At 59.0% G+C, this 13,829-nt stretch carries 13 protein-coding genes; 4 read left to right on the forward strand and 9 right to left on the reverse strand.

All coding sequences use genetic code 11. From position 1 onward, the window contains the following. Together GOX63_RS13380 and GOX63_RS13385 are read left to right on the forward strand one after the other, a co-directional pair. A complete protein-coding gene (locus GOX63_RS13380) occupies positions 1 to 1,317 on the forward strand; it encodes an MlaD family protein (RefSeq protein ID WP_170326685.1) in 1,317 nt (438 codons plus the stop codon). Continuing rightward, positions 1,314 to 1,964, forward strand: coding sequence for an ABC-type transport auxiliary lipoprotein family protein (locus GOX63_RS13385; RefSeq protein ID WP_170326684.1), 651 nt, complete (start codon positions 1,314 to 1,316; stop codon positions 1,962 to 1,964). Before GOX63_RS13380 ends, GOX63_RS13385 begins: the two co-directional genes overlap by 4 nt. Before the next feature lie 48 nt (positions 1,965 to 2,012). Here the strand turns inward: GOX63_RS13385 and GOX63_RS13390 are convergent, their stop codons facing one another. The 3 genes from GOX63_RS13390 to GOX63_RS13400 form a co-directional block, all read right to left on the reverse strand. Next, positions 2,013 to 3,998, reverse strand: coding sequence for a vWA domain-containing protein (locus GOX63_RS13390; protein WP_170326683.1), 1,986 nt, complete (start codon positions 3,996 to 3,998; stop codon positions 2,013 to 2,015). Beyond that, positions 3,995 to 4,534, reverse strand: coding sequence for an RNA polymerase sigma factor (locus GOX63_RS13395; protein ID WP_170326682.1), 540 nt, complete (start codon positions 4,532 to 4,534; stop codon positions 3,995 to 3,997). The genes GOX63_RS13390 and GOX63_RS13395 overlap by 4 nt, the downstream gene beginning before the upstream one ends. Positions 4,535 to 4,595: 61 nt before the next feature. Next, positions 4,596 to 6,176 carry an FMN-binding glutamate synthase family protein gene (locus GOX63_RS13400; protein ID WP_170326681.1) on the reverse strand — a complete coding sequence of 527 codons (1,581 nt, stop codon included), beginning with the start codon at positions 6,174 to 6,176 and terminating at the stop codon, positions 4,596 to 4,598. Positions 6,177 to 6,374: 198 nt separating this feature from the next. Between GOX63_RS13400 and GOX63_RS13405 the strand changes: the two genes are divergently transcribed. Both GOX63_RS13405 and GOX63_RS13410 read left to right on the forward strand, forming a co-directional pair. Next, positions 6,375 to 6,782, forward strand: coding sequence for a fluoride efflux transporter FluC (locus GOX63_RS13405; RefSeq protein WP_367646722.1), 408 nt, complete (start codon positions 6,375 to 6,377; stop codon positions 6,780 to 6,782). Further along, positions 6,779 to 7,141, forward strand: a complete 363-nt coding sequence (locus GOX63_RS13410; RefSeq protein ID WP_170326680.1) for a fluoride efflux transporter FluC — start codon at positions 6,779 to 6,781, stop codon at positions 7,139 to 7,141. The genes GOX63_RS13405 and GOX63_RS13410 overlap by 4 nt, the downstream gene beginning before the upstream one ends. Here GOX63_RS13410 and GOX63_RS13415 read toward each other — a convergent pair. Genes GOX63_RS13415 through GOX63_RS13440 form a run of 6 tightly spaced genes read right to left on the reverse strand, consistent with a single transcriptional unit; the run spans position 7,138 to position 13,655 of the window. Then, positions 7,138 to 8,661: a DHA2 family efflux MFS transporter permease subunit gene (locus GOX63_RS13415; protein WP_170326679.1), complete on the reverse strand. Its 1,524-nt coding sequence runs from the start codon at positions 8,659 to 8,661 to the stop codon at positions 7,138 to 7,140. The two genes, GOX63_RS13410 and GOX63_RS13415, sit on opposite strands and share 4 nt — an antisense overlap. After that, positions 8,658 to 9,641 carry an HlyD family secretion protein gene (locus GOX63_RS13420; RefSeq protein ID WP_170545964.1) on the reverse strand — a complete coding sequence of 328 codons (984 nt, stop codon included), beginning with the start codon at positions 9,639 to 9,641 and terminating at the stop codon, positions 8,658 to 8,660. The genes GOX63_RS13415 and GOX63_RS13420 overlap by 4 nt, the downstream gene beginning before the upstream one ends. Positions 9,642 to 9,663: 22 nt before the next feature. Continuing rightward, positions 9,664 to 9,990: a cytochrome o ubiquinol oxidase subunit IV gene (locus GOX63_RS13425; protein ID WP_170330281.1), complete on the reverse strand. Its 327-nt coding sequence runs from the start codon at positions 9,988 to 9,990 to the stop codon at positions 9,664 to 9,666. Further along, a complete protein-coding gene (locus GOX63_RS13430; RefSeq protein WP_170326676.1) occupies positions 9,983 to 10,615 on the reverse strand; it encodes a cytochrome c oxidase subunit 3 in 633 nt (210 codons plus the stop codon). The genes GOX63_RS13425 and GOX63_RS13430 overlap by 8 nt, the downstream gene beginning before the upstream one ends. Then, positions 10,612 to 12,696 carry a cbb3-type cytochrome c oxidase subunit I gene (locus GOX63_RS13435; protein ID WP_170326675.1) on the reverse strand — a complete coding sequence of 695 codons (2,085 nt, stop codon included), beginning with the start codon at positions 12,694 to 12,696 and terminating at the stop codon, positions 10,612 to 10,614. Before GOX63_RS13435 ends, GOX63_RS13430 begins: the two co-directional genes overlap by 4 nt. Then, complete coding sequence (locus GOX63_RS13440; RefSeq protein WP_367646721.1) at positions 12,693 to 13,655, reverse strand: cytochrome ubiquinol oxidase subunit II; 963 nt, start codon at positions 13,653 to 13,655, stop codon at positions 12,693 to 12,695. The genes GOX63_RS13435 and GOX63_RS13440 overlap by 4 nt, the downstream gene beginning before the upstream one ends. Positions 13,656 to 13,829 lie beyond the last annotated feature (174 nt).

The following is a 13,829-nucleotide window of genomic DNA, read 5'->3' on the forward strand; positions in this document are numbered from 1 at the left end:
ATGGAAACCCGAGCGAATTATATCCTGATCGGCGCCTTCACCCTTGCGGGTATTCTGGGGGCGTTCGGCTTTTTCCTCTGGCTCGCCAAATTCGAAGTGTCGCGGCAATACGCCTATTACGACGTGCTGTTCGACAATGTCTCGGGCCTGTCGGCGGCGGGCGGTGTAAGTTTTAACGGCCTGCCGGTCGGACAGGTAATTTCGCTGCAACTGGACGACAACGACCCGTCGAAGGTGCGGGTCAAACTTGAGGTCGATGCCGACATCCCCGTGACCGAGGATACGATTGCACAGCTGCAATCTCTGGGCGTGACAGGGGTCAGTTATGTCGAACTGACCGGAGGATCGGCCAGCGGTATGCGGTTGCCACAGAACAGTGTGATCAAAAGCAGGCGCAGTGCGATCCAATCACTGTTCGAAGGTGCTCCGAAAGTGCTGGACGAGGCGGTCACCCTGCTGGAAAACCTCAATGCCGTGGTCGATGACAAGAACCGCAAATCGGTCAGCGATATCCTGGAAAATGTCGCCTCGGCATCGGGCCGGTTGGACAAGACCCTGTCAGATTTCGAAAACCTGTCTTCTGATCTGGGCGGCGCGGCAAAGAAACTCGCTGACTTTACCAACAAACTGGACCCGTTGATAGAAAAGGCCGAGACAACTCTGACAACCGGCACGGACACATTGGAAAGCATAAAGACTGCGTCTGCGTCCGCGACCGCCACCCTGGACAGCGCCAAGACGGCCATCGAAAACACCGACCGCGTCATTCAGCAAGATGTCCGCCCACTGATCGAACGGGCGACGACTTTGGCCGAAAACCTGAACGGCCTGTCGGGTGAGGCTGACATTGCCCTGGCGACGATCTCGGAGACGTTCCTGAACGCAAACGAGACACTGGGGTCCATCACCGGCGCGATGGAGACCGCAAGAGGCACCCTGACCTCCGCCGAGCGCGCCTTTGACTCGGCCAACAAAGTCATAAACGAAGATGTCGGTGCCGTGATGGACGACATCCGCACGGCGGCAAACGAGATTTCGTCGACCGTGAAAAACGTCACCGAGCGGCTGGATGATATCTCGGCCGACATCCTCAGCGCGTCCCAATCTGCCTCGGAACTGATGGGCACGATCGACGGTATCGTTCAGGACAACCGCCGCCAACTGTCAGATTTCCTGCGGGTCGGCCTGCCCCAGTTCACTCGTTTTGTTGAAGAGTCACAGCGGCTGGTTATCAGTCTGGACCGGCTCGTCGACAAGGTCGAACGTGACCCCGCGCGCTTCCTACTTGGAACCCAGGCATCGGAGTTTCGCCAATGATCAGGCTTTTTCTTGTGGTTCTTGCCCTTGTGTCGCTGGGGGGCTGCACGGGTCTGGGGACGCTGCGGCAAGCCTCCAAACCAAACGACCTGTACCTGTTGACGCCCAAAAGCACGTTCTCGTCGTCGCTGCCGCGCGTTCAAAGGCAGATCGTGGTGCAGGAACCAACGGCCACCGCGGCGGTCAATACCGATCAGATCGCTATCCAGCCCACGCCTTTGCAGGTTCAGTACCTGCCGCGCGCGCGCTGGGTAGATCGCGCTCCACTGATCGTTCAGGCGCTGCTGGTCGAGAGCTTTGAAAACAGCGGCAAGGTCGCCGCCGTCGGCCGATCAACCGTCGGATTGCGCGCGGATTACGTCGTCGTTCCTGACCTGCGGGAATTTCAGGGAATGGTGATCAGCGATGCGGACGGCAACCAAACCATCCGGGTCGAAGTTCGCATCAACATCAAGATCATTGACGAGTTCGAGGACAAGATCATCGCCTCGGATTCGTTTAGGGAGTTCGTAATCGCGGCCAGCGACCAGACCCCGGATCTGGTCAGAGCCTTTGATGAGGCTCTGGGCAAAACCATGCGGGACGCAGTGGAATGGAGCGTACGTAAAATACACACCCACGCCGCCAACACTCCGCGCCAGTTTTGACGTCAGCCAAAAGGGGCGCTGCTGAAAATCAGCGCCCCGAGGCAAGCATTACTGGGACAGCGTTTCGGCCAGACGCATCAGGGTGACGGCTTGGGCCCGATAGCCGAACGGGTCCTGACCCTTAGCCCCGTTGGCAAGCCTGATCGCATCTTCATACGACCAACCGCCCAGATATTCCCCGCCACGCAGCAACTGGCCAAAACCCGCGATGGCATATGAGAACTGGACATCCCCGGTCGCCTGCCCCTGCCCCGGCAGGATCGGTTCCTCAATCAACTGGCTTTCGGTTTCACCGGGCAGTTTGTAGCGCATCTTGAAGAACCCGATCTCGTCGGACCCATCGGATACCGATTGTTCGGCATAGCGCAGCGGGCCATTTCGGATCGCGTCCGAGCCCACAGGCGTCACCTCGTAGATCGCCGTCACGGTGTGCCCTGCGCTAATATCCCCTGCGTCCACCTTGTCATTCGAAAAATCCTCGCGCCGCAGGGCTCGGGTTTCGTATCCGATCAGGCGGTACTCGGCGATTTGCACCGGGTTGAATTCGACCTGAATCTTGACGTCATTGGCAATCGGGAACAGGGTCCCGGTCAACTGGTCAACCAGCACTTTGCGCGCCTCGCCCAGCGTGTCGATATAGGCCGCCTGCCCGTTCCCGTTCTGCGCCAACGCCTGCATGGTCGCGTCGTCCAGATTGCCCCGCCCAAAACCAAGAACGCTCAGGAAGGTACCGCTGTCCCGTTTGCGGGCGATGAGATCTTTCAGGGCGTCGGGGTCAGACAGGCCAACATTGAAATCACCATCGGTGGCCAGAATGACGCGGGTCACCTCTCCGTCGTCGGCCATGTCTTCTGCAACCTGATAAGCTTGTTGCAACCCGGCCTGCCCGGCGGTCGAGCCACCGGCCTCCAACCGATCCAGCGCGGTCAGGATCTTGGCTTTCTCCGAGGCTGCCGTCGGCTCCAGCACCTGCCCGGCACTACCCGCATAGGTAACGATCGAGAGCTGGTCATCAGGCTGCAGTTCCGACAGCAACAGGCGGAAGGATTGTTTCAGCAATGGAAGCTTGTTCGCATCCTGCATCGACCCAGACGTGTCGATCAGAAAAACGAGGTTTAGCGGCGGGCGATCCTCGATCTGCGGAAGCGCTCCCTGAACGCCGATATGAACCAGCTGTGTGCCGCCGTTCCACGGCGTTGGTGAAACGGTAATGGTCGGGCGGAACGGCGCATTCCCTTCGGGCGCAGGATAGCTGTAGGGGAAATAGTTCACCATCTCTTCCACCCGCACCGCGTCTTTCGACGGCAGTTGGCCGCGCATCAACGACGACCGGATGATCGAGTAAGAGGCCGTATCAACGTCAATTGAGAAGGTCGACACCGGGTCTTCCGCCGTAACTTTCAGCGGGTTGGTTTCGGCATTCGCGAAGGATTCGGCGTTCTGTTCGGGTACAATATGAAGATCACTTTGAATAGGCGAAGGCGCTATTGAGGCTGTGCCGCCGAATAATTCCGCACCCTCCCTAAGTTCGGTTGTGGCACTCAAACCTGTGGTTGCCCGTTTGCTTAAAACGCGGGGGGGCGTTGAAGGCGGCATAGCTTCTTCAAGCACCATTGGTTCCTCAACAATCGAATCCGGCAGGGCATCCTGCAATAGGCTGTGTTCAACCGCAGCCTCCTGATCTGTTTCCACTGTCGGAACCGGCGCTTCAGCCCGGCGGTTTTCGGTCCAAGATGTGGGGTTCACCACGTAATCGCGGGTCTGCGGCAGGATCACTACCAGAGCCACAGCAGCGATGGCGGTTGTTGCGGTCAAAGCACCGCGATGTGAGAGGGCATTCAACATGGATTTCGCTCCTTCTGTCACGCGGGCCATCAGGCCTCGCTTGACAGTCGGACGCATGGCGGCACGCGATCCTTGGGCCCGGTCGAAAATTTTCTGCGCCTGTTCCAGATTTTTTGCCCGCCGCTGCGCGTCCGGCGCGGGGGTGGCGGCATTCATCAGCGTTTTGAGGTCTTCAAGATCGTCTGTCATGGGGCCAGCTCCTCTTGCCGCAGGGCGCGCAGGCGCTTGCGGATATCCGACATGCGCCAGGACACCGTGCCCTCGGACACGCCCAGTACTTCAGCGGCTTCGGCATGGGTCATTTCGTCTTCCAGCGTCAGGGCCAGCGTGTCTTGCAATTCCTGCGGCAGCGATCGCATGGCCCGTTGCAGCCAATCAACGGCCTCGGCGGTTTCCGCAGCCTCGGCCCGCCGCATCTGTTCGACATCGCCCCACCCAACTGCGGCGCGGCTGTGGCTGGCCTGGCGGCGGCGTGCGTCTTCGGCGGCGTTGACAACAACCCGGTACAGCCAGGTGGTGAATTTGGCCTGCGCCCGAAACCCGGCAATCTTGGATGGCAATGCCGCGCAGATATCCTGCGTCAAGTCTTCAGCCTGATCAGCCCGCCCGGTAAGGCGAAAGGCCAAACGGAAAACCCGGTCGTAATGCCGCGCCAACAGGGCAGCAAACGCGTCAGCGTCCCCTTTTGCAGCGGCTTTGGCCAGATCCTCATCCGATGTTGTCATGCGCATCACAAAGGGTAGGACGGATCGAAACGGTCAATCCTTGGCGGCAGGGCGAAAAAAATCAGAAATGATCCGCAGAGGCCATTTTCCAATCCGCCGCGAATCCATCCGGGATCGAGTCCGTCAGCAAAACGCCGTCGTCGATGAACGTATAAAGGTCGGCATAGGACCACTCCCTCTCATCCGCTGTGCGGCGGCGGATATCGCCCGGATGCAGGTCCGAGACCTTTTCCTTGCCCATCGCGCCCAGAAGTTCGCGAAAGCTCTCCAATGTGGCGTCGTGGAAACGATGAACCCGTTTACGTTTTTGCGGTACATGCACCGCCCGTCCACGGATCGGGTCCTGCGTCGCTACGCCCGAAGGGCAGCGGTTGGTGTTGCAATGCAATGCCTGAATACAGCCCACCGCAAACATCATCGCCCGCGCGGCGTTGCACATATCCGCACCGAGTGCGAACTTTTCGACCATGTCATAGCCGGTGGCGACCTTGCCCGAGCAGATGATCCGGATTTTATCACGCAGCCCCACGCCGCGCAGGCAGTTGTTGACGAAGATAAGCGCCTCGTTCAGCGGCATACCCAGGCGGTTGGTAAATTCGACGGGAGCCGCGCCGGTGCCGCCTTCGGCGCCGTCGATGGTGATGAAATCGGGCAGAATGCCTGTTTCCAGCATCGCCTTACAGATCGCCATAAACTCGGACGGCCTGCCGATACACAGTTTGAACCCGATGGGTTTGCCGCCCGACATCTCTCGCAGGTGTTGGACGAAATGCAATAGACCGGTTGGCCCTTCAAAGGCCGAGTGGATGGGCGGAGAGATAACATCCTGATGCTCGGGCACGCCGCGGATTTCCGCGATTTCCTTATCCACCTTAGCTGCGGGCAAGACCCCTCCATGGGACGGTTTTGCGCCTTGGGACAGTTTGATCTCAATCGCCTTAACCACGTCTTTTTTGGCCTTTTCCGCGAACAGGTCCTTGTCGAACCCGCCGTCCGGTGTGCGACACCCGAAATATCCAGTACCGATCTGCCAGATGATATCTCCACCTTCGGCCAGATGGTGCGGGGACAGCCCGCCCTCGCCGGTGTTATGCGCAAAACCGCCGTCCTTAGCACCGCCGTTCAACGCCCGGATCGCATTGGCGCTGAGTGCACCGAAGCTCATGGCCGACACGTTCAGACGCGAGGCGCTATAGGGTTTTGTACATTGCGGCCCACCCAGCATGATCCGCTCTTCACTTTCCGGGACCTCCTTGGGCGCAAGCGAGTGGTTGGCCCGGTGATAGCCCACGGTCAGGATGTCGTACTGAGTGCCAAATGCCTGTGTGTCCACCTGCCCCTTGGCACGAGAATAGACCAGGCTGCGAATGATCCGATTGTAAGGGCGCCCGCTTTCGTTGGTCTCCACGAAATACTGACGGATTTCTGGGCTGACGAATTCCAGCATATACCGGAAATGGCCCAGAACCGGGTAGTTGTTCAGCACGTTGTGCTTGGTGGTCAGCATGTCATACAGACCAACCACGGCATAGGGGATCAGGATCACCAGCAACCAATGGGCCGGTGGCCAGAAAAACCCCCACAGCAAGGTCAGGGGAAGGCACACGTAGCTCAGGATATAATAGAGTCTGCGTACAATCATTTCGTGCTCTCCCAAAGTGCTGCCATATCAACCTTGTAGCAACCGTGGATCAAATCGACATTTGATTGCAAGCGTTTGCGCCCGGGCTCACGCGATCCGGCGGGATTGTGAGGCAGGCAGAGGATTTGGTGGCAGTTGATCCAAGCTTCGGCAGTAGGTATGCCGAGACTGAGGTAAACTTGAGCAGGACAACCGGCCGTGACAAAAACCCGACCAGCCGTCCGGACCACGGCCATCATGTTCGTCGCTGTTTTTGTTGGCGGCGCGGCGGGATCGTTGCTGCGCGAGGCGTTCTCGGCCCAGATCCCCGGTGCTCCAGTGCTGACGGCAACTTTCGGCATCAATATTGTGGCCTGTTTCGTGCTGGGCTGGCTTTATGCGGTTCGCAACCGCGTCCACGCGCATGTGCTGCATCTGGGGGCGGTCGGGTTCTGCGGCGGGTTGTCGACCTTTTCCTCTTTTGTAGCCGAGCTGGAACGAATGGCTGAAACGCACCTTTGGAGTGCCATTTCCGCCGCCTCACTAGAAATTGCCGTCGGGCTTGCCGCGGCCATTCTGGGCGAGGCCCTTGGGCGGCGGCTTCACGGGCAGAGGTCGGCGGGATGAGCGCGTTATTTCTTCACGCCATGTTCGGATTGGGCGGCGGATTGGGCGCGGTTCTGCGTCACTGGATCGCTTTGCGCGTCAACCATGACCTACCCTTTGCAACGCTGATCGTGAACGTCCTGGGCAGCCTCCTGCTGGGTCTGTGGATTGGTTACCTTGGCGGGCCGGTGGACTTGGGCGAGGAAGAAAGACGGCTGGTATTTGGCTTCTGCGGCGGCTTCACCACGTTTTCCAGCTTTGCGTATCAATCGCTGGAGCTGCGGCGGGAACGGACAATCGTGCTGGCCGCGGGAAACATCCTGCTCAGCCTCGGATTATGCTGGTTTGCCCTATGGCTGGGTTTGGTGCTGATGCGCTAATGCGCGGCAACGGCAGCCTGCGTTCCGGGTTTGGGCGCTTTGCAGAAAAACAGTAGCGGTATCGTTGCCAAGGCCAGCAATCCCAGATTGTTGAAGACAGTCAGATAGGAAATCAGCTCGGCCTGCTGGCCGATCACCTGCCCCAGAATGGCAGCCCCTTCGGCACTTTCGGGCGTCAAGCCAAGCGGCTGCAGGTAAGCCTGCGCCGCCGGATTATATGGCGTCACATTCTGGCTCAGCACCGCTGTATTCGTCTGCAAGCCACGCACGACCCACGTGCCCACCAGCGATATCCCAACCGACGAGCCCAGTTGCCGGGTCACGTTGAACAGGCCCGAAGCTTCGTCCTGCCGGGATTTGGAGATGCTCTCGAACGCCAGAATCGACATCGGCACAAAAACCAACCCCATCCCCAGCCCGCTGACTGCCCCCGGCCAGGCCAATTCCCAGAACCCGGCATTCATGTTCAGCGCGCCCATCATGAAGTTGCTTATGGCCGTCAACAGCATCCCCACCCCGGCCAGAAGACGCGGATCAAACCGCGACACCAGCACCGCTCCGGTCACAACCATCGATAGCCCGGCGGTGATGCCACGCGGAATGAACAGGTGCCCCGAGGCGATAACGGGATAGTCCAGCAGGTTCTGCACAAAGGTCGGCAGGATCGCGATGCCGCCAAACAGTGAGATGGCAAAACCCGCGATGACCAGATTGCACAGGGCAAAGTTACGATCCGCGAAAAATCGCAAGTCCACTACTGGCCTTTTGGTGGTCAACGCGTGGGCGATGAACCCCAATGCACCCAGAACCGACGCGATCAGTGCCACCTGAATGACACGAGACGACAACCAGTCCTTGGTCTCGCCCTGATCGAGGATGAATTGCAGGCAGCCGATGCCAATTGCCAGCAGGGCCAGGCCTGCCCAGTCGATCCGCACCTCTTTGGTTTTGTCATCGGGCAGCTCGCCCGCCAGCAGCAACAAAGCCATCGCGGCCACCGGGAGGTTGACGAAAAATACCATCCGCCACGAGAAGTACTCGGTCAGAAGCGCCCCAACTGTCGGCCCCAACACCGGGGCCACCACAACACCCAGCCCAAAAACCGCCATCGCCTGGCCGCGTTTTTCGCGGGGGAAAGCATCGAAAAGAATGGACTGAGACAACGGGATCAGAAACGCGCCGAACATGCCCTGCGCGAGACGAAAGAAAACGATGGTCTCAAGGCTCCAGGACAGGCCGCACATGACAGACATCGTGGTGAAACCGGTGATGGCCGTCAGGATCAGCCGCCGGCGCCCGACGCGGCGAGCGACAAATCCGGTCAGAGGCATGATCACAACCGCCGAGACAATATAGCTGGTCAGAATCCAAGTCGCCTGATCGGTCGTGGCCCCAAATGCCGCCTGAATATGGGGCAGCGCGACGTTGACGATGGTGCTGTCCAGCACCTCGAGAATGGCGCTGAGCACAACAGCGACAACAATCACCGGATTGACGCGGCTTGCCGCCGATCCGGTCATTTCCCGGACTGATCCGCTGTGGTGTCCACGGTCACCTTACTGCTACCGCCCACGCGCAGCGGTACATCGGTCGGGTCAAGTTCCACACGCACCGGGAACCGGCGGGTCACCTTGACCCAGTTGCCGCTGGAATTCTCAGACGGCAAGAGCGAGAACGTGTCCCCCGAGCCGCGCCCGATCGAGGCCACTTTGCCCGTCAGGGCAACCCCCGGCAGCATATCAACCTTGATCGTAACCGGCTGGCCGGGTCGGATACGCGGCAGTGCGGTTTCCTTGAAATTGGCATCCACCCACCAGTCAGAGGATTCGACGATGGAAAACTGCGGCGCATTAGCCGAAACGGCCGATCCCGGGCGCAATGTCAGGTTTGCGATCCAGCCGTCTGCGGTGGCGTAGACCTTTGTCCAATTCAAGTTGGCCTGTGCAATCTCAAGCTGCGCTCGTGCGGCCAAAACTTCGTCCTGCTTCGCGGCAAGCCCGCTTTGCAGCGCCAACAGTTCGGATTGGCTGGTGGTCAGACGGGCCGAGGCCTCGGCAAACGCCGTTGTCGCCTGATCCAGCGAGACCTGCGCCAGATCGCCGTCCGAAAACAGCGCCTTGGACCGTTCAAAATTATTCTTGGCAGTGTTGAAGGCCGATTGAGAAGACTGAACCGCCGCCTCAGCCGAAGTAATCTGATTGGAATAGGATTGCGCCTGTTGAAGCGAACTGTCCAGATCAGCCTGTGCCTGATCCACTGACGCCTTGAACTGCGTGTCGTCGATCGTGAACAGCAGATCTCCAGCCTTGATCGGCTGGTTGTCGGTGACCGGAACTTCAGCGACCTGCCCCGTCACCTGCGCCGCCACGTTAATGATGTTCGCACCCACATAAGCGTCTTTGGTCGAGGGATACCGTTCCTCGTGCCGCCAATACAGAAACAGCCCGCCGGCGATGGCAATCAGCATGGCTGCGACGGCGGCGATTTTGAAAGATTTCATGCATCAGGCCTCATGCAGGTCGTTACATCGGATAGGTGTGCATCCGCACCGCCAGATTGCCCATGATCCAAACGGTTCCGAGGATGATGATCAGCAGGACCAGCGTGGAAAACAGGACCAAGTCAAGGTCTTCGCGGCTGCTGCGGCGACGGTCGATATGCAGGAAATAGACCAGTTGCACGATCAGTTGCGCCAAGCCCAACAATGCAATCGAGAGGTAAACGCCCGTGGTTTTGATGCCGTATTTATAGGCGATGAGAAACACCGCCGCCGTCAGCAAAAGCGAGCCGCCATAGCCGATGACGTACCGCCGACGTTCGCGCCGGTGCATCTCGCTGCGCTTATCCATAGGTCAGCCCTCCGAAATAGACGATGGTGATGATGCCGATCCAGATCAGGTCGAGGAAATGCCAGAACAGCGCCAACCGCACCACGCGCGACATCAATAGGTCGGTCAGGCCAAACACCCGTAGTTGGATGCCCAAAACGATCAGCCACAGACAGCCAGCCGCCACATGCAACCCGTGCAGCGGCACCAACCCGTAGAAGGCGGACAGGAAACCGCTGCGCTGGGGGATACCGCCCTTTTCAGCCATTGCGATGAAGTCCCGGATTTCCAGCACCAGAAAGCTGAGGCCCAACACCAGTGTCACGCAGAACCAGAAAACGATCCGCCATCGGGGCAGGTTGTATTTCAGCGCCAGCATCGCCAGACCCACCGTCAGACTGCTGGTCAGCAGGATCAGCGTTTGGGCAAAGATGCTGTACAGATCGAACAGCTCATGCGGACCCGGCCCCCCCGCCTGTGCGTCGATCATGGTGATATAGATGGCAAACATCAGGCCGAAATAGACCAGGTCGCTCATCAGAAAGACCCAGAAGCCAAAGGTGACAACCTCGGTGGCCCTGTGGGCACTTTCGTGACGCCGCCCAAGGTTCAGGCCGGGATAGCTGTGGGTGGGCGCACGCTTCATGTCAGGGCCTCCAGATCGGGGCGGGCAAGGCCGCGGTTTTCTGGGGTCGTTTCATAGTCGCGATCTACAGGTTTGGAGTTGCGCACCAGATCAAGCCAGGCTTCGTGTTGTTTGCGCACCTCTTCGGCCGGAATGACTTCTTCAAAGTCGGTTTTGAAAGTCCAGGCGATGAAGGACGCAAGCATCAGAACTGTCATCAAGGCCGCCAGCCACCAGATCCACCAGACCAGTGCAAACATCCAGACACCGCTGAGCACACAGAGTGTAAACCCGATCGCAGTATTGCGCGGCATCGCGATATCCTCATAGGTGTCGGGGCTGGGATAGGCCTCGCCCCGCTCCTTGGCCACGGCGAAGTTATCCCGGTCAGTAACCTGCGGGATGATAGCGAAGTTATAGGGCGGCGGTGGTGACGGGATCGACCATTCCAGCGTGCGCCCGTCCCATGGGTCGCCAACAGGGGCGCGGGTTTTCTCACGGTCCCGGATGCTGACCCACAGCTGGACGAGGATGGACAGCAGCCCGCAGGTGATGATCAAAGCACCGATAATCGCGACGAGCATGTAGGGGTGGAATGAGGCGTCGCTATAGCTGAAGGACCGGCGCGGCATCCCCATGAGACCCACGAAATAGAGCGGCATGAAGGTCAGCAGGAACCCGACCGTCCAGCACACGACCGAAACCCGGCCCCAGAACTCGTTCAGGCGGAACCCGAAGGCCTTGGGAAACCAGTAGTTGTAGGCCGCCAACAAGCCAAACAGCACCCCCGGCAACAGCGCGTTGTGGAAATGCGCCACCAGAAACAAGGTGTTATGGACCTGATAATCGACTGTGGGATTGGCTAGGATCACGCCCGACAACCCACCGATGACAAACAGCATCAAAAAGGCCAGGCCATACAGCATCGGAACGGAAAACCGGATGCGCCCGCGGTACAAGGTGGCCATCCAATCATAAACCTTCACCCCGGTCGGGACCGCGATCAGCATCGTCGCAATGCCAAACACCGCATTGATCAGTGCGCTTTGGCCCATGGTGAAGAAATGGTGCAGCCAGACGGTGAAGGAGAGTACCGCGATACACATGGTGGCTATGACCAGCGAGTTATATCCGTACAGCCGCTTGGCCGAGAAGGTGGCAAAAACCTCGGAATAGATGCCGTAGGCGGGCAGAACCAGCAGGTAGACCTCGGGGTGGCCGAACAGCCAGAACAGGTTGGCATAGTTCATCATGTTGCCGCCAAGGTCATTGGTGAAGAAGTGGAAGTCCAGATACCGGTCCGCCGCCAGCATTAGCGCGGCAACGCCAAGCGGCGGCATGGCAAAGATGATCAGGATCGAGCTGCTGATGATCGTCCAGCAATACATCGGCAGCCGCATGAACTTCATCCCGGGCGCACGCAGCTTGTAGATGGTGACGGCAAAGTTGATCCCCGTCAGCGTAGTGCCGATACCCGAGACGACAATAGCCCAGATCCAGTAATCCGGCCCCACCCCGGGATTGAACGCAGCGCCCGTGTAGGGCGGATAGGCCGTCCAGCCGCCGGTCGAGAAATTGCCCACCACCAGAGACACCATCAACATCATGCCGGCCGAGACGGTGAGCCCGAGGCTGATCTGGTTCATCACCGGAAAGGCCACATCCCGCGCGCCGATCATCAGCGGCACCAGATAGTTCGCTACGCCAAAGACAAAGGGCACGGCCACAAAGAACACCATTATGGTGCCATGGGTGCTGAACAGCTCGGCGAAATGTTCGGCCTCTAGGAAACCATCGCCCGGCCCTGCCGCCTGTTGGGCGCGCATGACCACGCCCTCAAGCACGCCCCGCGCCAGCATGACGATGGCAAAGACGATATACATGATGCCGATCTTCTTGTGGTCGGCGCTGGTCAGCCAGTCACGCCATAGCGGCCCCCACAGGCGGAACCACGACAGCAACCCGACTACAGCGATCACGCCCACGACAACAATGCCAGCGGCCGCATTCGCCACGATCTCATTCGTGTTAGGCGTCTGGATCAGGCCGGCAATCGGAAACACGTCCCAGTTCAGGCGGCCAAAGAACCCGGTATCGGTCATTGCGTGGCCTCCTTTCCGAATTCAACCGTTCCCGGCTGTTGATCCACTGGCAGAGGTTGCCCGCCGTGATAACGATGCAGAATGGACTGAAACAGATCACCGCCCTCCAGCGTGAAATACAAAGCGTTGAGCGGCATGAGAGGGGTTCCCAATTCCGCCTGAACCTCATCCCGATCCGTGCGCTTGGCCAGTGTTCTGTATGTGTCCTCGGTCAACGGAATGCCGTTGGCGCGGACGCTTTCAACCCATGCATTGAAATCTTCGGGTTGCATGGCCTGCGTCAGGAACTTCTGTTTGGTGAACCCACGGCCATTATACTGCGTGTTTTCGCCTTGCATCGTCTCAGGCGCGTCCGCCACAAGATGCAGTTTTGTCGTCATGCCGGGCATGGCGTAAATCTGCCCCGCCAAGGCTGGGATCATGAACGACTGCATGACCGTGTCCGTGGTCAGCGTCATCGCAACCTGCTGTTTGACCGGAATTCCCAATTCACCAACAGTGGCTATACCCAGATCGGGGTAGATAAACAGCCATTTCCAATCGAGGCCAACGACCTGAACGTTCAGCGCCGGTGTCTCACCGAAAGCGGCCGAATATGGATCCAACCGGTGCGTCGCTTTCCACAAATAAAAGGACAGCAGCGCTACAATCACCACCGGCACGCCCCACATGACGAATTCCAGCTTCGCGGAGAAATCCCATTTCGGCCGATAGACCGCCGTACCGCCCTTGCGTCGCCGATACCGCAGGGCAATCAACGGCACCAGAACCAGCACCGGAAGCACGGCAATCATGATCAGAACGGTCGCCCGCAACAGATGGGTTTTCTGGACAGCCGCAATTGGGCCCTGAGGGTCCATGAAACTGTCGGCGGCCCACGCCATCTGCGCTGATACAGCCACGCTTGCGGCCGATACCAGCACTGCCCATGCCGCAGCTGAAGGTCTGAGTAAGGTCACGCCTGATCGTCCTCTTCTGCCTTCGTTTCGGCCAACTATCGGCAGAGTCACGAAATTTCTCAAGGTTTTTTCCAAAACCATCGATTGTCCCCGGCGTCACCTGAACAACCAAAGCTTTAGGAGTGTACAAAACGCCACTAATGCTGCGGTTGACTTGACCCTACAGGCACGCGA

It is taken from the genome of Ruegeria arenilitoris (assembly GCF_013031355.1).
Lineage (GTDB): Bacteria > Pseudomonadota > Alphaproteobacteria > Rhodobacterales > Rhodobacteraceae > Ruegeria > Ruegeria arenilitoris_C.

What these genes read in the sequence shown, in the direction of transcription:
- GOX63_RS13380 (WP_170326685.1), top strand. Translation starts at nt 1, where the DNA reads ATGGAAACCCGAGCGAATTATATCCTGATCGGCGCCTTCACCCTTGCG.
- GOX63_RS13385 (WP_170326684.1), top strand. Translation starts at nt 1,314, where the DNA reads ATGATCAGGCTTTTTCTTGTGGTTCTTGCCCTTGTGTCGCTGGGGGGC.
- GOX63_RS13390 (WP_170326683.1), bottom strand. Translation starts at nt 3,998, where the DNA reads ATGACAGACGATCTTGAAGACCTCAAAACGCTGATGAATGCCGCCACC.
- GOX63_RS13395 (WP_170326682.1), bottom strand. Translation starts at nt 4,534, where the DNA reads ATGACAACATCGGATGAGGATCTGGCCAAAGCCGCTGCAAAAGGGGAC.
- GOX63_RS13400 (WP_170326681.1), bottom strand. Translation starts at nt 6,176, where the DNA reads ATGATTGTACGCAGACTCTATTATATCCTGAGCTACGTGTGCCTTCCC.
- GOX63_RS13410 (WP_170326680.1), top strand. Translation starts at nt 6,779, where the DNA reads ATGAGCGCGTTATTTCTTCACGCCATGTTCGGATTGGGCGGCGGATTG.
- GOX63_RS13415 (WP_170326679.1), bottom strand. Translation starts at nt 8,661, where the DNA reads ATGACCGGATCGGCGGCAAGCCGCGTCAATCCGGTGATTGTTGTCGCT.
- GOX63_RS13420 (WP_170545964.1), bottom strand. Translation starts at nt 9,641, where the DNA reads ATGAAATCTTTCAAAATCGCCGCCGTCGCAGCCATGCTGATTGCCATC.
- GOX63_RS13425 (WP_170330281.1), bottom strand. Translation starts at nt 9,990, where the DNA reads ATGGATAAGCGCAGCGAGATGCACCGGCGCGAACGTCGGCGGTACGTC.
- GOX63_RS13430 (WP_170326676.1), bottom strand. Translation starts at nt 10,615, where the DNA reads ATGAAGCGTGCGCCCACCCACAGCTATCCCGGCCTGAACCTTGGGCGG.
- GOX63_RS13435 (WP_170326675.1), bottom strand. Translation starts at nt 12,696, where the DNA reads ATGACCGATACCGGGTTCTTTGGCCGCCTGAACTGGGACGTGTTTCCG.